Origin of the sequence: Neolewinella maritima (assembly GCF_923081025.1) — a bacterium.
Classification (GTDB): Bacteria; Bacteroidota; Bacteroidia; order Chitinophagales; family Saprospiraceae; genus Neolewinella; species Neolewinella maritima.
Genome location: NZ_CAKLPZ010000001.1, coordinates 1,541,462 through 1,559,675 on the forward strand (window position 1 = coordinate 1,541,462; position 18,214 = coordinate 1,559,675).

At 59.6% G+C, this 18,214-nt stretch carries 18 protein-coding genes; 9 read left to right on the forward strand and 9 right to left on the reverse strand.

Annotated elements, in window-relative coordinates; translation table 11 throughout:
- Window positions 1–37 precede the first annotated feature (37 nt).
- A complete protein-coding gene (gene ribH, locus MJQ68_RS06380; protein ID WP_238750196.1) occupies window positions 38–559 on the forward strand; it encodes a 6,7-dimethyl-8-ribityllumazine synthase in 522 nt (173 codons plus the stop codon).
- Here the strand turns inward: ribH and xseA are convergent.
- Both xseA and MJQ68_RS06390 read right to left on the reverse strand, forming a co-directional pair.
- Window positions 556–1,782: an exodeoxyribonuclease VII large subunit gene (xseA, locus tag MJQ68_RS06385; RefSeq protein ID WP_238750197.1), complete on the reverse strand. Its 1,227-nt coding sequence runs from the start codon at window positions 1,780–1,782 to the stop codon at window positions 556–558. The genes ribH and xseA overlap by 4 nt on opposite strands.
- 32 nt (window positions 1,783–1,814) lie before the next feature.
- Window positions 1,815–2,885 carry a zinc-binding metallopeptidase family protein gene (locus MJQ68_RS06390; protein WP_238750198.1) on the reverse strand — a complete coding sequence of 357 codons (1,071 nt, stop codon included), beginning with the start codon at window positions 2,883–2,885 and terminating at the stop codon, window positions 1,815–1,817.
- 73 nt (window positions 2,886–2,958) lie between these two features.
- On the opposite strand from MJQ68_RS06390, the gene rlmF reads away from it, so the two are divergent.
- Both rlmF and MJQ68_RS06400 read left to right on the forward strand, forming a co-directional pair.
- Window positions 2,959–3,795 carry a 23S rRNA (adenine(1618)-N(6))-methyltransferase RlmF gene (gene rlmF, locus MJQ68_RS06395; RefSeq protein ID WP_238750199.1) on the forward strand — a complete coding sequence of 279 codons (837 nt, stop codon included), beginning with the start codon at window positions 2,959–2,961 and terminating at the stop codon, window positions 3,793–3,795.
- A 50-nt stretch (window positions 3,796–3,845) separates the two neighbouring features.
- A complete protein-coding gene (locus tag MJQ68_RS06400; RefSeq protein ID WP_238750200.1) occupies window positions 3,846–4,742 on the forward strand; it encodes a phytanoyl-CoA dioxygenase family protein in 897 nt (298 codons plus the stop codon).
- Here the strand turns inward: MJQ68_RS06400 and MJQ68_RS06405 are convergent.
- Window positions 4,739–5,404: a YggS family pyridoxal phosphate-dependent enzyme gene (locus MJQ68_RS06405; protein WP_238750201.1), complete on the reverse strand. Its 666-nt coding sequence runs from the start codon at window positions 5,402–5,404 to the stop codon at window positions 4,739–4,741. The two genes, MJQ68_RS06400 and MJQ68_RS06405, sit on opposite strands and share 4 nt — an antisense overlap.
- A 168-nt stretch (window positions 5,405–5,572) precedes the next feature.
- Between MJQ68_RS06405 and MJQ68_RS06410 the strand changes: the two genes are divergently transcribed.
- Entirely contained in the window at window positions 5,573–5,752 is a 180-nt protein-coding gene (locus tag MJQ68_RS06410; protein WP_238750202.1) for a hypothetical protein, read from the forward strand.
- Window positions 5,753–5,754: 2 nt separating this feature from the next.
- Here the strand turns inward: MJQ68_RS06410 and MJQ68_RS06415 are convergent, their stop codons facing one another.
- The gene (locus tag MJQ68_RS06415; RefSeq protein WP_238750203.1) at window positions 5,755–6,336 is read right to left on the reverse strand and encodes an FKBP-type peptidyl-prolyl cis-trans isomerase; all 582 of its coding nucleotides are present in this window, start codon (window positions 6,334–6,336) and stop codon (window positions 5,755–5,757) included.
- Window positions 6,337–6,413: 77 nt separating this feature from the next.
- The gene (gene msrA, locus MJQ68_RS06420; protein ID WP_238750204.1) at window positions 6,414–7,004 is read right to left on the reverse strand and encodes a peptide-methionine (S)-S-oxide reductase MsrA; all 591 of its coding nucleotides are present in this window, start codon (window positions 7,002–7,004) and stop codon (window positions 6,414–6,416) included.
- 47 nt (window positions 7,005–7,051) lie between these two features.
- Here msrA and MJQ68_RS06425 point away from each other — a divergent pair, with 47 nt between their 5' ends.
- Together MJQ68_RS06425 and argS are read left to right on the forward strand one after the other, a co-directional pair.
- Window positions 7,052–9,922, forward strand: a complete 2,871-nt coding sequence (locus MJQ68_RS06425; RefSeq protein WP_238750205.1) for an Npt1/Npt2 family nucleotide transporter — start codon at window positions 7,052–7,054, stop codon at window positions 9,920–9,922.
- Window positions 9,919–11,769, forward strand: a complete 1,851-nt coding sequence (gene argS, locus MJQ68_RS06430) for an arginine--tRNA ligase (protein ID WP_238750206.1) — start codon at window positions 9,919–9,921, stop codon at window positions 11,767–11,769. The genes MJQ68_RS06425 and argS overlap by 4 nt, the downstream gene beginning before the upstream one ends.
- 1 nt (window position 11,770) lies before the next feature.
- On the opposite strand, the gene MJQ68_RS06435 is transcribed toward argS, so the two are convergent.
- The 4 genes from MJQ68_RS06435 to MJQ68_RS06450 are packed head-to-tail and all read right to left on the reverse strand — an operon-like array spanning window position 11,771 to window position 14,938.
- Window positions 11,771–12,556: an Fpg/Nei family DNA glycosylase gene (locus tag MJQ68_RS06435; protein WP_238750207.1), complete on the reverse strand. Its 786-nt coding sequence runs from the start codon at window positions 12,554–12,556 to the stop codon at window positions 11,771–11,773.
- 55 nt (window positions 12,557–12,611) lie between these two features.
- Window positions 12,612–13,505: a hypothetical protein gene (locus MJQ68_RS06440; protein WP_238750208.1), complete on the reverse strand. Its 894-nt coding sequence runs from the start codon at window positions 13,503–13,505 to the stop codon at window positions 12,612–12,614.
- Between the two features lie 6 nt (window positions 13,506–13,511).
- The gene (locus MJQ68_RS06445) at window positions 13,512–13,943 is read right to left on the reverse strand and encodes a UPF0158 family protein (RefSeq protein WP_238750209.1); all 432 of its coding nucleotides are present in this window, start codon (window positions 13,941–13,943) and stop codon (window positions 13,512–13,514) included.
- Window positions 13,940–14,938 carry an SMP-30/gluconolactonase/LRE family protein gene (locus MJQ68_RS06450; RefSeq protein ID WP_238750210.1) on the reverse strand — a complete coding sequence of 333 codons (999 nt, stop codon included), beginning with the start codon at window positions 14,936–14,938 and terminating at the stop codon, window positions 13,940–13,942. The genes MJQ68_RS06445 and MJQ68_RS06450 overlap by 4 nt, the downstream gene beginning before the upstream one ends.
- Window positions 14,939–15,083: 145 nt before the next feature.
- Between MJQ68_RS06450 and MJQ68_RS06455 the strand changes: the two genes are divergently transcribed.
- The 3 genes from MJQ68_RS06455 (at window position 15,084) to MJQ68_RS06465 (ending at window position 18,212) form a co-directional block, all read left to right on the forward strand.
- Window positions 15,084–16,928, forward strand: coding sequence for a sodium:solute symporter (locus tag MJQ68_RS06455; RefSeq protein ID WP_238750211.1), 1,845 nt, complete (start codon window positions 15,084–15,086; stop codon window positions 16,926–16,928).
- Between the two features lie 30 nt (window positions 16,929–16,958).
- On the forward strand, window positions 16,959–17,717 hold the full coding sequence (locus MJQ68_RS06460; RefSeq protein ID WP_238750212.1) for a PPK2 family polyphosphate kinase: 759 nt from the start codon (window positions 16,959–16,961) through the stop codon (window positions 17,715–17,717).
- Between the two features lie 120 nt (window positions 17,718–17,837).
- On the forward strand, window positions 17,838–18,212 hold the full coding sequence (locus tag MJQ68_RS06465; RefSeq protein WP_238750213.1) for a hypothetical protein: 375 nt from the start codon (window positions 17,838–17,840) through the stop codon (window positions 18,210–18,212).
- The last annotated feature ends 2 nt before the right edge of the window (window positions 18,213–18,214 follow it).

Sequence of the window (18,214 nt, forward strand, 5' to 3'; positions counted from 1 at the left end):
GCGGCCCCAGCGGGCGTATCCCTGCTAAACCTTATCCATGGCCTCCGCACGCAGCAACCTTAGCACCTACGACGAATCCAATGTACCCGACGCCAGCCCCCTGCGGTTCGGTATTGTAGTGGCGGATTGGAACAGGGATATCACCCACAAACTCTACGAAGGCTGCTTCGATGCACTACTCAAGCACGGGGCTACGGAAGTCAATATTCATACCGTCCAGGTGCCCGGCACCTTCGAGCTGCCCGCCGCGGCGCGTATTCTGGCGGGGCGCGAGAAGCTGGACGCCGTCATCTGTCTGGGCTGCGTGATCAAAGGCGAAACCAAGCATGACGAATACATCAACAACGCCGTCAGCCAGGGCCTCGTCAACCTCAGCATTGCTACCGGAAAGCCCTACATTTTCGGCGTTCTGACGCCCAATACGCACGAGCAGGCCGTCGATCGCGCCGGCGGAAAGTATGGCAATAAGGGTGTCGAAGCAGCCGTCACGGCCATTCGGATGGGTGAACTCTACCGGAGCAGTCAGACGGCCAAGAAGTCGATCGGCTTCGGCGCCTAGACCTGGCGAAGGCGTATCCTGCCGTCCCGCAGGCGCACGGATACTTCTCCCTTCTGTACCTCACCGGGCGCGGTGATCAGTCGCCCGTTCTGACTCACCAGCGCATACCCACGTGCCAGCGTGGTTTCGGGTCGTAGCGCGTCCAATAGATCTTTCTGGTGGTCCAGTTTTGTCTCTGCGGTTTTTAACGCCAGCCGTGCTGCCCGCTGCACCTCTTCCGTGAGGGCGGCGGTGCGCAGGTGCGATGCCTGTAGGGAGGCGGCGGCGGTCTGCTGCAGTTGACTGGCGTACTGGAGCTGGGTACGTACTTCCTGACTTCGCAGCTGTTCCGCCGTAGTAGCGATTGCTCTCCCCAGGTGGAGGGTCCGCGCCTCGAGTTGCGACAGCTGCTCGATGAGGAACACGGCTACCGCGGTTGGGGTCTTCAGGCTGCGGTGCACTACACGATCTGCTACCGTGTCGTCGATCTCATGACCGATACCAGCCAGTACGGGAAGCGGTGCATCAGCCAGCGCCTCACAGATCGCGTATTCATTGAAGGCGGCCAGATCGGTCTTGCCTCCTCCGCCGCGCACCAGCACGATGGCATCGTACTCGTGGCTACGCCGCGCAATTTGTCGCAGGCGAGCCATCACTTCGTCACCCGTCTGCATCCCCTGCATGGCAGCGGGGTATAGGTCGGTATGAAAAATATAGCCGTAGGGATTGTCCGCAAGCTGTCGCTGGAAGTCAGCAAGCCCGGCAGCCGTATCGGCGCTTATGATCGCCAGGCGTTGGGGCAGTACGGGTAGGGGGAGTTGGGCGTTGCGGTCGAGGAGGCCAGCGGCCTGTAGCGCTTCCAGGGTCGCCTGTCTGCGCTTTTCCAGGCTACCCAGCGTATAGTCAGGGTCGATATCCGCTACGATCAGCTTTAGCCCGAAGCGCTCGTGGAAGGAGGCGGTGACCTGCAGGCGTACCGACATCCCTTCCTGGAATACGCCATTCACCAGTTTCAGTGAGTGAGTTTTGCGGATGCGCTTAAGGCCGCTGGCCCAGACCACGGCATCGAGCTGCGCCACGATCGAATCGTCCTGCTCACTCTTTTCGACAAGGGTCAGCCAAGTATGTCCGCGGGACGTATTGACCTGGCCGAGCTCCGCGGATACCCAGACGGCCTCCGGGAGGTTGAGCGCGAACACGCGACGGATGAATGCAGCGAGTTCGGAGAGGGGGAGGGTTTCCATCGCCGGCAAAGTACAGCCCCCGGCGGGAAGCGCTAGGCCAGGGTCGTCCCGGCCGATTTACGCACCACTCGATCGATGAAGGACAGTTTGGCCCGTACCGGTCCGTTCAGTACGAAGGGGTAGAGATCCGGGCGGCCCATGCCGCGATTGATACTGTTGACGGCAAAGGTGATCGGCACCGCCGTGCGCAGAATGGCCTCCATGTCGCGGTTGACGTAGGGGTCGAAGTCGGCCGTAGCCTGCATCATGCGTTCGGGTACGTCCGGCGGGGTCACCTGCATGCCGAAGGTATAGGCGGTCTCGAGCAGATCCAGCAGGTGGAAGTAGTGGGCCCAGGTTTCGGCCCAGTCCTCCCAGGGATGTGAGGTGGCATACGTACTGATGAAGCGACTCTCCCAGTCGGCCGGTGCTCCGTCGCGGTAGTGCTTCTGGAGTGCCTCTCCGTAATCCGCCCGCTCGTCGCCGAACAGCTGCCGGAAGTCCTCCAGTAGGGCCGGATCGGCGGCCACTAGCTCGTCCCAGTAGTAGTGACCCACCTCATGACGAAAGTGACCGATGAGGGTACGGTACTTCTCATGGAGTTGCACCCGGTTTGCTTCCCGCGTGGCCGAGTCTGCCTCTTCTACATTGAGGGTGATGAGTCCATCGTCGTGACCCGTCATGACCCGGTCCTCGCCCGCCTGATCGGCCAGAAAGTCGAAGGCCAGGCCGTGGTTGGGGTACGTCATTTTATCCTGTACCGGTAGGCGGAGGCGGAGTAGGGCATACACTAGACGGTGCTTGGCGACTTCCAGTTCTTGCCATTCCCTGAGTTGTTCCGGGTCGCTGAGGTTCGGGATAGTTTGGTTGAGGTCACAGGCAATACAGCGGCCCGTAGGATCGTCAGCCGGAATGATCCAGTTGCAGGCCTGGTGGCGGTGGTTGTCGCAGTATACATAGGTCGTGCTACTGTCACTGTATGGCTGCCAACTGTCCTGGCCAGGCGTCAGGGCGACCATCTGATCTTCCGCGCTGGAGTACCCCAACCAGTGCTGGCAGTTGCTGCATACAACGTTCTCGAAATAAACCGGGTAATTACAATTACCGCAGTGGAATAGCTTCATGATCTAGGGATGTAAGAATCTAAACCGCTGCATTGATCCGGGGTGCGGACAAGCGATATGTTTAATTTGCGCCATGCATCCTAAGAACCGCTACCGGGGACCGTACGACCTGGCTGCCCTATGCGCACTGGAACCCGAGCTCACGGAACACCTGATCCGCACCCCGGATGGACGGACCTCCCTCGACTTCGGTACCGCACGGGCCGTCTACCTACTCAACCGGACGCTACTCAAGCGGGACTACCGCCTGGCCCACTGGGATCTCCCTAAGGGCTACCTGACTCCTCCCATTCCCGGACGGCTGGATTACATTCATCTCCTGGCCGACCTGGTCCCCCAAGCCAGTCGCGTACTTGACATCGGCACGGGGGCGAGCCTGATCTATCCCATTCTGGGTAGCCGGGAGTACGGCTGGTCCTTCGTGGCTACGGATATTAATCCCGTGAGTGTTAAAGTCGCCAGGGCGATTGTCAGCTTCAACTCCGGTCTTTCGGACGTCACCGTACGCCAGCAAACGCGCAGCGAGTGCATCTTTCAGAATATGATCTTAGCCGGGGAGTTCTTTGATCTCACGATGTGCAACCCACCCTTCCACGCCGATCGCCCTACAGCAGTCGCCGCGGGGCGCGCCAAGTGGCGCAAGCTCGGTACCTCGGATCGGGGGTTGACCTTCGGGGGAGTCGACAAAGAACTGCACACACCCGGTGGCGAGCTGCGTTTTCTCCACGATATGATCAAGGAGAGCAAGGCGTATGCCCGGCAGGTAGGGTGGTTCACGACCCTCGTGAGTAAAAAAGGTTACCTGTCCGCGGCGCGGCAGCAATTGGATCGGCTCGATGCCAGGGAGGTCAGGGTACTGGCCCTGGACCAGGGCAACAAGCAAATGCGGGTACTGGCGTGGTGCTTCTAAGCGGTTGACCCGTTCGGGAGTATATTCATCGTGGTAAATCCATACACAGCATGTCATACCGTGACTTATCCTTCGACGCCGCTCCGGTCAGCCGCATGTTCCCCGCCCTGAGCGCGGAAGAAGCGTGGGATCGTTACCACCTGTCGGATGAGCAGCTTGCCTTTTTTCACGAGCACGGCTACCTGAGTCACGTCAAACTTCTGGAGCAGGAGCAGGTCAAGCAGTTACGTGATGAACTTGCCGCAATTACCGATCCGCAGCACCCGGGCAATGCACTCTTTTACGAGTTCCACAGCAACGAAAGTGGTGATCCCGATGCGGTACTCTTTCACAGCCTGGGGCACTGGCGCATCACCCCGGGCTTTCACGACGTACTCTGGAACCCGCGCTTCGTAGTGGCCGCCTCCCAGCTGCTCGGTAACCGGGCCGTGCGATTCTGGCACGACCAATTGTTCTCCAAACCCGCGCGGCACGGCGGGGTAGTAGCCTGGCATCAGGACTACAGCTACTGGACCCGCACCGGCCCCATCCAACACCTTACCTGTTGGACCGGACTCGATGAGGCTACCGTAGCCAACGGCTGCCTACACTACATCCCCGGCTCCCACCGCTGGAATCTGCTGGACAAGACCGCACTGGCCGGCGACATGGATGGGCTATATCAACACCTGGATGCAGACCAGCAGCGTGCGTTCGATCGAAAGGTAGCCATCGAAATGCCGGCCGGCTACGGGACCTTTCATCACCCCTTACTGGTCCACGGCTCCTATGCCAACCGGTCGGAACACTCACGGCGCGCTTTCGTACTGAACGTGTTTGCCGACGGTACCCGATCGAACGTGAATGAGCAACTGCTACAGGGGGTGCCGGCCGTACCGGAGGGAGCAAAAATGGACGGGCAGTTCTTCCCACTCCTCTATACGCCACCTGCGTTCGCGCCCGCCTAATGTTCGCGCTCGCCGAATAGCTTACTGCCTATGCGGACCAGGGTACTGCCCTGCCGCAGCGCAATGGGGTAGTCGCCGGACATGCCCATACTAAGCTCGGTGAAGGCCGGATCGTCGACGAAGTAGTTTTCCTTCACTGCACGAAAAATTTCGTGCAGTGTACGGAATTCAGTTTCCACCTGTTCCGTATCATCCGTATAGGTGGCCATACCCATAACGCCGATAATTCGGACGTGCTGTAAGGGGGTGGTGTTCAACTCGTCGAGCAGTGCCTGCCCGGTGGCTTCGGTCAGACCGTACTTGCTCTCTTCGGCGGCAATGTGATACTGGAGCAACACATCGATGCGTCGGTCCTGGGCGCGCTTGTCCAGCTCACGGAGCAGACGAAGGCTATCGCCGGAATGAACCAAATGGGTGTGGGGCGTGATCAGGCGGACCTTATTGCGTTGCAGGTGCCCGATAAAGTGCCAACGGATATCGTCCGGTAGCTGAGCGGCTTTTTCCGCCAGTTCTTCCGCGCGGTTTTCACCGAAGTCGCGCTGCCCCATGTCGTACAGCGCTTTGATCCGGTCGACGGGATGCGTTTTGCTTACGGCAATGAGCCGGGCACCGGCGGCGGCGATCTCCCGGCCGAGGGCGGTATAGGTTTCTTGGAGGGTCATATAGATAGGTAATGGGGTAGGGCGGGGTTCGACCGTTTACGGCCGGTGACCTACCGTTCCGTAAGCCGGTGACTGATAGAGGCTTAAACTTGTGTTACGTCTTGTGAGCGGCACAAGCCGTCCACTATATTAGGCGTTGCCTTTATATAACGTCAAACTGATACCACTATGAGCTACATCACGCTAAAGAACGACCGCAAGCGTCGCCGTCAGGCCCGCACGATCACCTTCCTCATCACCGCTGCTACCCTCACCGGAGCCGCCCACATGGTAGGAGCCACCGACCAGCTGGTAGAACTGCTGCAGCAGCTCATCGCTACCACTACTAGCAGCCAGCCGGTGGCCTAAGCTTACTTAACCTCGAAGAGCTCTACGTCGAACACCAGGGCGGCGAAGGGCGGAATCGTGGGGGGCGATCCCTGGGGACCATACGCCAGATCGTAGGGAATGTAGAAGCGATATTTCGCTCCTTCCTTCATGAGCTGCAGTCCCTCAGTCCAGCCGGGAATCACGCGGTTGAGGGGGAACTCGATGGGCTCTCCGCGCTCCACGGAGCTATCAAACACTTTACCGTTCGTCAGGGTACCGTGGTAATGCACGCGCACCGTCTCGGTGGCCGATGGGCTAGCCCCGCTGCCTTCCTGTAGCACTTCGTACTGCAGACCGGAATCGGTGACCTTCACCTCGGGACGCTTGGCATTCTGGCTCAGAAACTGCTCGCCTTCCTGGCGGGCCTCCGCACCTGCGCTCTCGGCTGCCCTGGCCAGGTGTTGCTGGATGTATTGGTTGGCCTGCTCGGTGGTGATATTGGCGGTGCCGGCGAAGCCTTCTTCGAAGCCTTTGGCCAGACTGCTGGCGTCAATGCCATCGAAACCCTGACTTTTCAGGTTTTGGCTCAGCACGATGCCGAGACTATATGAGGTGGTATCCATAGGGGTGGATGGGGATTGGGCCCCGACTAGGGCGGGGCAAGTAAAAAAGAGGAATACACAGGAAGCTAGGACCGGGTTCATGCGCGGGATTTTAGACGGTGGCTGTATTTCTTACGGATCTTACTCACCTTAGGGGTAATCACGAAGCTGCAGTAGCTGTTGCGGTCGCCCACTTTGGTGTAGTAATTCTGGTGGTAGGCCTCGGCGGGGTAGAAGGTATGAAACGGAAGCAGCTCCGTGACGGCTGGCTTGCCGTACAGTTTCGTTGCCATCCGTATGGCATGTTCCGCTGCTGCCTTGTGTGCGTCATCAGTATAGAATATCGCGCTGCGGTACTGCGGTCCGCTGTCGTTGCCCTGCCGGTTGGGCGTGGTAGGGTCGTGGGCGGCGAAGAATATCTCGAGCATTTCGTCGCGCGAGATAACGGTGGGATCGAATTCTACCAGTACTACCTCGACGTGCGCTGTCTGCTTGCTGCACACCGCATCGTAGTTGGCCGTTTGGGCCGTGCCACCGGAATACCCGCTGATGACGCGTTCGACTCCCTGGATGTCCTGAAAGACAGCTTCGACACACCAGAAGCAGCCGCCGCCGAGAATTATGGTTTCTTTGTGGGGCGTGTTGTTGATCTCGGCGAGCGCTTCGCCAAATCGCGGTGAAGTAGACATGTCAGGGGGATTCTTCGTTAGGGGTATACGTGAGGTAACACATCGGTATGCAGCAGGTTTTGAGCAAGCTATTTCGTGCCCGCCCGGGGGAGTGGGGGGCCATTGTGCTGCTCCAACTGCTCGTCTTTCTAATCATCTGTACCCTGCTCATCGTCAAACCCACGGCTAGCGCGATGTTCCTCTCGGAATACGGCGCCGTAGGACTACCCTATATGTTCCTGGCCACGGCCGTACTGGCGGCCATCGTCAGTACGGGTTATTCCGCTGCGTTGCGGCGGTATAGTTTGCTCAGGGTCAGTACCGTATCGCTGGTGGTTTGCCTGATGGTCTTGCTGGTATGCGCCAGTTTCATCCGCTATCCGCTCGCCCGGCCTGCCGTGGCGGCTACGCTCTATTTGTGGACGGCGCTGTTCGGCGTCGTAGCGGCCTCCCAGTTCTGGATGATGGCCAGTTTCGTGTTCGACGTGCGACAGGCCAAGCGGCTCTTTGGCCTGATCGGAGCCGGAGCCATTGCGGGTGGTATCGCCGGTGGCTACCTGACTACCCTGCTAGCTCGTGAGATCGGTACCCGCAACCTGGTGCTGCTGGCGGCCAGTCTGCTGGTGCCCTGCCTGATCCTTACCGCGGTCATCTGGCGTAAGTACGTGGCCCGCAAACAAAGTGCGGTAGACCGCAAGAAGAAGGTGAATGCCGCCTACGAGGCTCCCCACCGGCTCATCCTGGGCAGTAAGCACCTGATGTTACTCTGCGGTATCGTGGCCCTGAGCGTGACGGCGGCCAAGCTGGTCGACTACCAGTTCAGCGTACTGGCCGCGGAGCGCTACGGGGATCAGGACCGCCTGGCCGCCTTCTTCGGTTTCTGGTATTCCACCTTCAATATCGTTGCCCTGGTCATCCAGCTATTGTTCACTCAGCGGGTGGTGCAGGGACTTGGTGTGAGCGGAGCCCTGCTATTCCTCCCCATCGGTCTGGGAATAGGAGCCATGGTAATGCTACTCATGCCCGGGCTCAACGCAGCCACCCTGAGCCGCTCGGTCGACGGCAGTCTGAAGCAGAGTCTGAGTAGAGCCAGCGTGGAGATGCTCTTCCTACCACTGGATGAAGACACCAAGAAAAAAGTCAAGACCTACATCGACGTATTCATCGATAGCCTGGCGGGTGGCCTGGGTGGTATTCTGCTTATTGCGCTGACGCAGGTGCTGGGTTTTTCCGCGCCGTCCATCAGCTGGTGCGTACTGCTGCTGGTGGTGGGCTGGTTGGGCAGCGTGGTGCTGATCCGTGAGGAGTACATCGAGGCTTTCCGGGCTCAGCTCTCGCACCTCAAACCGAAGAAGCAGCGCAACCGCCTCAAGAGCCACCACCGCAAGGTCATGGCCGGCTTCCTGCAGGTGCTGGAAACGGGACAGATGAGCACTCACGAAAAACAGCTGCTCTACGTACTGGAGCGTACCGACGACCTCGGTGGGGAGACCTTCCGCGAACCGGTGCGCAAGCTGCTTACACACCCCTCGGCCAGCGTACGCTCGCGTGCGCTGCGCAGCCTCTACCTGCAGCCGGGGGCCGAGCTGGTCGATGAGGTGATCCCCCTGCTGGAGGACACCGACGGTCAGGTCCGCTCTGCCGCCTTCGACTACCTGTTCTCGCGTCCGGATGCCGTAGGGCGTAGCGTATTAGAGCCCTTACTGGACAGTGCGGAGCCGGAGGTCGCCGGTGCGGCGCTGGTCAGTCTGGCCTCGGAAACCGCTACGAATGCCTTTAGTCGCCGACAGTGGCAGGTCAGCAAACGACTGCGCCGTCGCATCCGCCAGCTACCTACCCACAGTCCCGCCGTACGCGCTGCCTGGTATCCCTTCCTGCTTACGGCCGCCGGTCGGTCAAACACCGCCACGGGTCGGGCCTTCATCCAGCGCTGTATGCTCAAGGAGAACGAGGCAATTCTCCGCCATGCCGTGCTGGCCGCTGGGGAGAGTCAGCACGAAGACCTCATTGTGCCCCTGTTGCACCTGATCATGAATCCAAAGGTGCGGACACTTGTCATCAATGCGTTAGTGCAGTACCAGGCCGGACTACTGGGTCTCATCCCCGGTCTGATCCGGTCCGGTGAGCTGTCGCTCGACGAAGTGCGCAGACTACCCCGGGTACTGGAGAAGATCGACCGGCAGCAGTCTGTAGACGTGCTACTATCCCTGATCGAACGGCACTTCCCCCATGACCTTCCCCTACGCATGGAAGTACTGCATGCGCTGAACACCCAGCGTCGCGACTTCCCGCAACGGAAGGTGCCGACTAAACTCGTCTACCGACGCATAGTCGCCGAGGCCCGCCTTTACGAGTCTCAGCAGCAGCGCATAAACGTGCAGCACATTTTACTCCACTTCACACGGTCGCAGGAAGAGCTGGACTACCGTGAAGCCTACGCCGCCCTGCTTCAGCGCCGTATGACCGGCACGTTCAACCGGCTCTTTCGGCTACTGGGGCTCCGGTACCCGCCGGCCGATATCATTCCCGTCCATTTGGCCTTGCGCAGTGATACGGTGGCGATCCAGGTCAGTGGTATCGAGTTCCTCGACAACCTGCTGGAGCTATCGCTGAAGCGACTCATTATTCCCTTACTCGACCGGCGGCAACGGATGAATAGCGAAGCCGGTGCCGGATACCTAGCGGTAGATGCCGATGTACCGGAGCTGCGCCGTCAGGAGTTTAAATCGCTGCGCAGAACCCTGCGGGCGCGCGACAACGCGCTCAAGGTGGCTGCGCTGCGCCTGATCAGTACCCTGAACGATCCGCAGTATCTGCCACTACTGGCGCACTACGCCGTAGCACCCGACTCCCCCAAGAAAATTCGCCTGGTCGCTAAAGAAGCCCTGGAGCAACTACGCGCTACGCTGGCCCCGGCCCTATCTTCGCCCGCCTTATGACGCAGCAGCTTCCCGATCTACTTACCGCCGGCGTACGCGACGGACTCCAGGCCCTCTACCAGGTGACTGACCCGAACCTGGACATCACCCTCCAGTCGACCCGCAAGGAGTTTGACGGCGAATTCACCATCGTCACCTTCCCACTCACCCGCCTGGCGAAAAAGAAGCCGGAGCAGATCGGAGCGGAACTGGGGCAGTACCTCAAGACCGAGCTCGAGGAGGTAAGCGACTACAACGTGATCAAGGGCTTTCTAAACCTGGTGATCACCGACCGGTACTGGATCGAGTTTCTCCTGCAACAGGCCCAGGCTACGGATTTCGGCCGCTCACCGAAGACCGACGAGCGGGTTGTCGTCGAGTTCAGTAGCCCCAATACCAATAAGCCCCTGCACCTGGGTCACGTCCGCAACATTCTGCTGGGCTGGTCCACCAGTCAACTGCTCGAGGCGGCCGGCTTCGACGTGAAGCGCGTGCAGATCATCAACGATCGCGGTATCGCCATCTGTAAGTCGATGCTCGCCTGGCAGCGCTATGGAGAGGAAGCTACGCCGGCCGGTAAGGGGGTCAAGCCCGATCACTTCGTAGGACAATTCTACGTACTGTTCGAGCAGCGCTTCCAGGAGGAGTATGCGGACTGGCAGCAAACGACAACCGCCAAGACCATCCTACAGGACAAGAACCCGAAGCAGCTCCCCGAAGAGGCGTTCTGGAAGGCATACAAGAATACCTACTTCAATACCTACAGCGCGCTGGGTGGCGCGGCGAAGGACATGCTGCTGCGCTGGGAAGACAAGGATCCCGACACCATCACACTGTGGAAACGCATGAATGGCTGGGTGTACGAAGGCTTTACCGAGACGTACCGCCGCCTGGGCGTGAGCTTCGATAAGCTATACTACGAGTCAGATACCTATCTGCTGGGCAAGGATATGGCCCAGGCCGGACTGGAGAAGGGCGTGTTCTACCAGAAGGAGGACGGATCCGTCTTCGTGGACCTGACGGACGCAAAGCTGGACGAAAAAGCCATCCTACGTAGTGACGGCACGAGCCTATACATCACCCAGGATCTGGGCACCGCCCGCCTGCGCTACGACGACTTCGGTGCCACCCGAATGGTCTATACCGTCGGCGACGAGCAGAATTATCACTTTCAGGTTCTCTTCGAAATCCTCAAGCGGCTGGAGGAGCCGTACGCTGCCGGCCTTTATCACCTGAGCTACGGCATGGTCGATCTGCCCACGGGCAAGATGAAGAGCCGCGAGGGTACGGTAGTCGATGCCGACGATCTGATGGACGAAGTGATCCAGGAGGCCTACAACTCCAGCCTGGAGCGCGACGCCACCAGCGAGCTTTCCGCAGACGAGCGGCGCGAAATCATCCGTATGATCGGCATGGCCGCGCTGAAGTTTCAGATCATCAAGGTCGGCCCGCAAAAGCGCATGACCTTCGACCCCAAGGAGAGTGTGGACCTGCAGGGCCAGACCGGTCCCTACGTACAGAACGCCTACGTACGCACCCGGGCCGTATGGCGCAAGGCCCCCGATACCGATCTCGCTGCAGCGGCTGACTACCAGCAATTGGAACCCACGGAGCGCGAGCTGATCAGTCAGCTCTACGCCTATCCCGCGCTGGTACGGGATGCGGCCACGCAGTACGACCCCTCCCAGGTAGCGATGTACTGCTACGAACTGGCCAAGGGGCTACACAAGTTCTGGCACGACGTAAGCATTCTCAATGCGGATTCACCCGCGGCGGTCGCCTTCCGACTGAGTCTTTGCCGGGCCGTAGGAAATGTGCTAAAGCACGGTATGGGTCTGCTGGGTATCGAGATGCCCGAGCGCATGTAAGCTACTCCTGCCAGCCGTGTACGTAGTAGGTCGTGCGACCGGCCACCTTCGTGATCCTGACCTCGCCGACGCCTTCCGGACCGGGCTTTCCCTCCTCGCGCCAGACGTGCCAGAACCAGTTTTCGGGATACTCCTTGTAGTAGGGAGCGTTCTCGGTGCCATAGGTCATCACGGCTACGGTCTCGGCGTGGATCGCCTGAAGCTGCTCGTCCGTTAACGTATTGACCCGGGCGGCGGGGTGTATGCGGGTACGGTAGCAGATCTCGTCTGCGTAGAGGTTGCCTACGCCGGCCAGGATGCTTTGATTGAGCAGCACCCCCTTGATGGTGGTCTTGCGGCCCTTTACTGCGTCCATCCACTCAGCTAGTGTAATATCCAGTGCGTCAGGGCCTAGCTTGATCTGCGCGATGTAGGCATCCCGGTCATCCAGGTAAAGAATGCGGGCAAACTTGCGGGGATCGTCGAAGCCTAGGGTGTTACCGTCGGCAAAGTGCAGGGCAAAGCGTTCGAACTTATGCCGGTCTACTTCATCCTGATAGAGATTGAGATCCCCCGTCATACCGAAGTGAAGTAGCAGGGCATGTCCATTATCCAGATTGGCAAATAGGTACTTGCCCCGACGCAGGCTATCCTCGATACGGCGCCCGGTGAGCGCATCGGCAAAGGCCGGCCCGGGCATATTGCGAATGATAAAATCATCGTGCACGGTGACCCCCGCTATGGTCTGTCCGGTCGCGGCGGCATCGAAATAGAGCTTAAAATTGTGGACTTCGGGGAGCTCAGGCATAGCAGGTTTTGCCTCCCTAACGATGAATCAGACCAACGGTTGATGGCCGTCTGCGCTATAGCAAACCGAAGAGTCGCCGCTCGACCAGGTAGTAGCCTTCGTCGACGCCGCCGAACTTAGCGAAGTACTCGCGTACACCGGGCAATTCACTACCCTCGAAGTCAAACACCGCACCTGCGTGCCCCGCCCGCTGGCGAAATAGCTGGAAGAGTAGCCGGCTCATACCCCGTTCCCGCATCCCTAGTTCGGTAGATGCTGCGGCCAGATTGATGGTGCGGCCGGTCAGGTAGGGAAAAAAGCCTGCAGCTAGCAAGTTCCCGCCATCGCGGAGCTGGTAGCAGTGACCCGCATTTCGTGCAACAGCCTCGTGCATCAGTTTTTCAAGTCGGCGAAAGTGAAGGTCCCGGAGGCCGGCCCGTTCGCCAAGTTCGTTGCGATACAGCGTGACTACTGCTTTCGGGGTACAAGCTTCCAACTGATCCGTAGCCCAGCGCCGGCTGTACTGCCGTAATTTTTTGGGAAAACCGGCCGTGACCTCGGCATATAATAGACTCAGGTCCAACACGTAATTGACGCGTCGGCGGCAGGTAAGGGAGGGTGCGGCAGCAATATGGTCCGGGGCATATCGGAGGGGCAGACTGACCGGCCACCTCCGGGGCAAGTGCTGGAGTAGCAGGTCGATATCGCCGGCCTGCAGTACACCAAATGGACCCAGCTGCTGCGTGAAGGGCGGCCGACCGTAGGTGGGGAGCAGCCGGTAGCGGCGCTGACGCGGCAGGGGGAGCACCGCGCGGTAATCGTCAAGGACCAGGCCATCCCACTGGCCGTCGGTGACGGCATCGAGCCACCAGCTGAGTCCGTAGGGGAGGGGACGCGGGTCGCTGCGTACGGCTGCATCCCAGCGTGCGGTATCGATGGCGCTACGCCGTAGGTAGCGTACGTCGGCCACTACCGCCTAGGCTTCCTGCTGGCCGTCAGCGACCTGTTTGCGCACGTAGTCGGCATACTGTATCTGCCGGAAGCCGCGCCATTTCTCGTAATTCTTGGGAAAGCGACTCAGCTCGGCCTTGAAATTCTGGAAGGGGTTCGGGCGCTTGAGGGCGTAGGTCAGGGCCTGCCAGAGCTCCTGATTGCGCACGCGGTCGGTGAAGGCCGCCATAATTTTGATGGCATCCGGCGCGCTCATGCGTTCGACGTGGACGTAGGCGTCGGGGTCGGTATTCACGTCCTGCATGATGGCTTCGAAGACTTCCGGATCGGCGCGCACGTTGCGTTCCGGGTCGTCGGCGATCATCATTCGGCCGTGCGCTTTGTGGATGTATACGTCCATGCCGCGGCGGATTGCTGTGGCCGCCTCCTGTAGGTCGTGCTCGTTCAACTGTATCATAAGGGGGTTAGTTTTACCCGCACCAGGCGGTCGTCATTCGTCATATAGAGCCAGTCCTCCGCCGGCGATAAGGCGACATTGGAGACCGGAGCGTCGCTGCGCACTTTGGCCAGTAGGGTACCATCGGCTTCCAGGACCCAGACCCCCCCGGGTGCGGTGGCAAAGATGCGTCCGGTGCGGGAAACGGCCAGTCCGTCGGGCAGTCCGGGCACCTGACCTACCAGCTCGGTCGCGTCAAGTAGGGTACGGGGGGTACCCAGCTTAAACTCCGCGTCGATCGGTGTGGCGGTCACTACGGCGCGCTTTCCGTCCGAATTGCCGATGTAGAGAGTTTTCTCGTCCGGACTCAGGCCGATCCCGTTTGGCCGGCTATACGCCTTCGTGAGCAGAGTCACCAGGCCCCGGGGGTCTACGCGGTACACGCCGCAGAATTCCAGATCGCGCTCGGCGTCCTGGGGTAGTCCGTACGGCGGGTCGGTGAATAGGATACTCCCGTCACTGGCTACCACCAGATCATTAGGACTATTAAAGCGCTTGCCCCGATAGCGGTCCGCCACGCTGAGGTAGCGCGGCAGGGGCGCATCGAGTGGGGCATCCAGCTGGGCTACACGGCGGCTTCCGTGCTGACACAGTAGCAGGTCGCCGGCGGTGGTCAGCGCGAGTCCGTTGCTGCCGGGTTCGCGGCTGTAGTCGTCGGCGGCGTCTCCGGAGTTAGCGAGCCAAATGCTGCTTTTACCCTCCTGCCATTGCAGGATATGATTGCGCGGTACATCCGAGCAGAGTACGCGGCCGTCCGGCAAGACCAGGGGGCCTTCCGACCAGTCCAGGCCATCGACGAGCACCTCGATGCGAGGGGTAGGGCCGAAGAGTTGCTGTGTGGGTTCGGCCAGGATCGATTCGATGCGCAGTCCGGTGTCCGCGTCCCCGCGTTTGGCGGGCTGGGGAGCACACGCCAGCAGGACGAGCAGCGAAAAGACAATGAATCGGATAGTCACGTCCGCAAAATTAGGGTAAAAACTCGGGGCGCGGTGCGCGGGTGCAGGAGTAAGGAGCGGGGAGGGCGGGTCACCGATGCAGATGATTTGCGTATAATTACGCTCCGTTTGCGGAGGAGTACACACACTATAGTAAAGTCGATCTATGAATTCGTTTGAACTTACCACCATTGACCTGGCGGTCATGGCGATCTATGCCGTATTCATTATCGGCTACGGCTTGTACTCCGCCAAGGCGCAAAGTTCGGAGGAATACTTTTTGGCCGGGCGGGACATGACCTGGCCCATCGTGGGTATTTCGCTCTTCGCGGCCAACATTTCGAGCTCCACCCTGGTCGGTCTGGCCGGCGATGCGTACAAGACCAATACCAACGTCTTCAACTACGAGTGGCTGGCCTCGGTCATCCTGGTATTCTTTGCCGTCTTCTTCCTGCCGTTTTACCTCAAGTCTAAGGTGTATACGATGCCGGAGTTTCTGGAACGCAGGTACGATGTACGCAGTCGGTATTACTTCAGCTTCATCACCATCGTGGGCAACGTCATGCTGGACACGGCGGCCGGCCTATACGTCGGTACGGTCATCCTCAAACTACTGTTCCCCAACCTCAGCACCTTTGCCATCGTATCGATCCTGGCGCTCGCTGCAGCGGCCTATACGGTACCCGGCGGACTGAATTCCGTGATCCAGACCGAAGTGATCCAGGCCATCCTACTCATATTCGGTAGTTGCCTGATCACCTACTACACCTTCGATGCCATCGGGGGGTGGAGCAATATGATCGCTACCCTCAACGAGATGGGCGCCGCCGGCACCTTGCCTAATCCGAACGGGGTGGACGCGGTAGCCTCGGGCTATCCGCAGGGTACGGCTACATCCGTCATTCCGCTAGCGGAGCGGGTCTATGATTCGGCGGGCTATGCCCCCAGCTCGGCCGAGGAAGTACTGAGTCTGGTACGTCCTACCGGCGATACCCTGCGGGAGTTCCTACTCGGAACCGGTGGGGACGGCTTTATGCCCTGGACCGGCCTGCTGCTCGGCGCGCCCATTTTGGGCTTCTACTTCTGGGCCAACAACCAGTTCATGGTACAGCGGGTACTCGGTGCCAAGGACATCAACCACGGCCGCTGGGGTGCCCTGTTTGCCGGTCTGTTAAAGCTACCCGTTCTGTTCATCATGGTACTGCCCGGTACGGCGGCTATCGTCTACATCCAGCAGCAGGGCGGGCTGGCGGAAGGCTTCGATATCTCTACCATCAATTACCAGCTGCCCGGAGGGGGCATCTGCGAGAACCTGGTGGACTGTCCGAACGCGACGTATCCCGTGCTACTCTTCGAGATGCTTCCCACCGGCATCCTGGGACTGGTACTGGCGGGGCTACTGGCGGCGATGATGTCGTCCGTATCCGCAACGTTCAACTCGGCCTCTACACTGATTACGATGGACTTTGCGATCAAGATCAAGCCCGACCTGACCAGCAAGCAGCTGGTGCGTATCGGTCAAATCTCCACCCTGGTGCTGGTAGTATTAGCGTGTTTGTGGGCTCCACAGATCGAGAAGTATGACTCGCTGTGGGAGTACCTGCAGCTGGTACTGTCGTTCATCGCTCCGCCGATTGCGGCAGCCTTCATCGTAGGGCTGTTCAACACCCGCGCTAACGGCACGGGCGCGTTCGTGAGCCTGATGGCCGGTGCGGCGATCTCAGTGATCTACCTCTTTGCCGATGCCTTCGGCTGGGACAGCTGGTTCACCGAGATGCACTTCCTGCACCGCACGGTGTACCTATTCATCGTGTGCGCGCTCATCAATCTGGGCGTCAGTTACCAGACCGCCCCGCCGCGGGCCGAGCAGGTGGCCAACTACACCTGGAGTAAGCGACTGATCGCAGAAGAAACTGAAGAGCTCCGCGAGCTGCCCTGGTACCAGAATTACCGCTACCAGGCCGTCATCCTGCTTCTTCTTACCGCGATTCTGGTGGGCTACTTCTGGTAGTGGCTTACGCACCATTCAATAGCTACTACTATGTCAACCATCGACCTGAGCACTATCTCCACCCGCGCGCCAGAACATCTGGATAAGGATGAGGCTAGAAAAATAAGCGCGCAACGCGCCGAGCGCATCGCTGAATTACATGCTCAGCTGGTGGCCGAGCGTAAGCATGCCGTCCTCGTTATTCTGCAGGGGATGGATGCCAGTGGCAAGGACGGGGCCATGCGACGGGTATTCGGTGCTTGCTCTCCCTTTGGACTACGCGCCGTGGGGTGGAAGAAACCTACGGAGGAAGAGTTCGCCCATGACTTTTTGTGGCGTATTCACAAGCAAGTGCCGGCGAAGGGGGAGCTGGTCATCTTCAACCGGAGCCACTACGAAGACGTGCTCATTCAGCGCGTACACGGCTGGATCAGTGAGGCGCAAGTCGACCAGCGGATCGCTAGCATCAATGCCTTCGAAAAGTTGCTGCAGCAGGATAATAACACCCTGATCCTCAAGTTCTACCTGCACCTGAGCTACGAGCAGCAGGAGGAGGAGCTACGGGAACGCCTGGAAGAACCGGAAAAGCACTACAAGCATAACGACGGGGACTGGGCGGAGCGCGAGCGGTGGGACGACTACCGCGCTGCCTATGAGGACGTCATTGGCCGCAGCGAACTAACCTGGCACATCGTACCGGTCGACCAGCGGTGGTACCGCGACTACGTGATGACGGAAGTAGTACTGAATGCCCTGGAGGGACTAAACATGAGCTGGCCGGCACTAGCCACCGAACTCACGCACCAGTAGCAAAGGACGAGCGCATGGCATTCGTACCGGTGAACCGAGTACGTAGCGCTTGCGGAGCGCGCCAACACGAATGAGCTAAGCCTTCCACCCACCTATAATCTAAACCCAAACTATTCTAGCATGGCCACTAAAAGCTTCGGCGACTTTATCAACGACATGACTAGTCTAGACGTTGTGACCCTTACCGGCAACCTGACCGTACAGGTCAATGACCTCGAAGGCCGAGCGGCCGGCGGCGACGGAGAATCCCTTAAATTCGGTCGCATCATGCAGCAGCTAGAGGGAAACATCATGAAGAAGGACTCCAAGATCCACGCCCTGGCCGCGACCCATGTATCGCTGGACAAGGATACGGTCACCTTCGTCAAGGAAAACCTGACGCCGGAGGAAGCCGTGTACCTGGAGTTTCACAATGAGACCGTCAAGGCAGCCGGTATCGCCAGGGCCGCGATGGCCGATGGCATTACCAAACTCTTGCTGGGCAGTAAAGGCTGAGG

What these genes read in the sequence shown, in the direction of transcription:
- ribH (WP_238750196.1), top strand. Translation starts at nt 38, where the DNA reads ATGGCCTCCGCACGCAGCAACCTTAGCACCTACGACGAATCCAATGTA.
- MJQ68_RS06465 (WP_238750213.1), top strand. Translation starts at nt 17,838, where the DNA reads ATGGCCACTAAAAGCTTCGGCGACTTTATCAACGACATGACTAGTCTA.
- MJQ68_RS06410 (WP_238750202.1), top strand. Translation starts at nt 5,573, where the DNA reads ATGAGCTACATCACGCTAAAGAACGACCGCAAGCGTCGCCGTCAGGCC.
- msrA (WP_238750204.1), bottom strand. Translation starts at nt 7,004, where the DNA reads ATGTCTACTTCACCGCGATTTGGCGAAGCGCTCGCCGAGATCAACAAC.
- MJQ68_RS06435 (WP_238750207.1), bottom strand. Translation starts at nt 12,556, where the DNA reads ATGCCTGAGCTCCCCGAAGTCCACAATTTTAAGCTCTATTTCGATGCC.
- MJQ68_RS06390 (WP_238750198.1), bottom strand. Translation starts at nt 2,885, where the DNA reads ATGAAGCTATTCCACTGCGGTAATTGTAATTACCCGGTTTATTTCGAG.
- xseA (WP_238750197.1), bottom strand. Translation starts at nt 1,782, where the DNA reads ATGGAAACCCTCCCCCTCTCCGAACTCGCTGCATTCATCCGTCGCGTG.
- MJQ68_RS06445 (WP_238750209.1), bottom strand. Translation starts at nt 13,943, where the DNA reads ATGATACAGTTGAACGAGCACGACCTACAGGAGGCGGCCACAGCAATC.
- MJQ68_RS06455 (WP_238750211.1), top strand. Translation starts at nt 15,084, where the DNA reads ATGAATTCGTTTGAACTTACCACCATTGACCTGGCGGTCATGGCGATC.
- MJQ68_RS06405 (WP_238750201.1), bottom strand. Translation starts at nt 5,404, where the DNA reads ATGACCCTCCAAGAAACCTATACCGCCCTCGGCCGGGAGATCGCCGCC.
- MJQ68_RS06425 (WP_238750205.1), top strand. Translation starts at nt 7,052, where the DNA reads ATGCAGCAGGTTTTGAGCAAGCTATTTCGTGCCCGCCCGGGGGAGTGG.
- MJQ68_RS06460 (WP_238750212.1), top strand. Translation starts at nt 16,959, where the DNA reads ATGTCAACCATCGACCTGAGCACTATCTCCACCCGCGCGCCAGAACAT.
- rlmF (WP_238750199.1), top strand. Translation starts at nt 2,959, where the DNA reads ATGCATCCTAAGAACCGCTACCGGGGACCGTACGACCTGGCTGCCCTA.
- MJQ68_RS06415 (WP_238750203.1), bottom strand. Translation starts at nt 6,336, where the DNA reads ATGGATACCACCTCATATAGTCTCGGCATCGTGCTGAGCCAAAACCTG.
- MJQ68_RS06400 (WP_238750200.1), top strand. Translation starts at nt 3,846, where the DNA reads ATGTCATACCGTGACTTATCCTTCGACGCCGCTCCGGTCAGCCGCATG.
- argS (WP_238750206.1), top strand. Translation starts at nt 9,919, where the DNA reads ATGACGCAGCAGCTTCCCGATCTACTTACCGCCGGCGTACGCGACGGA.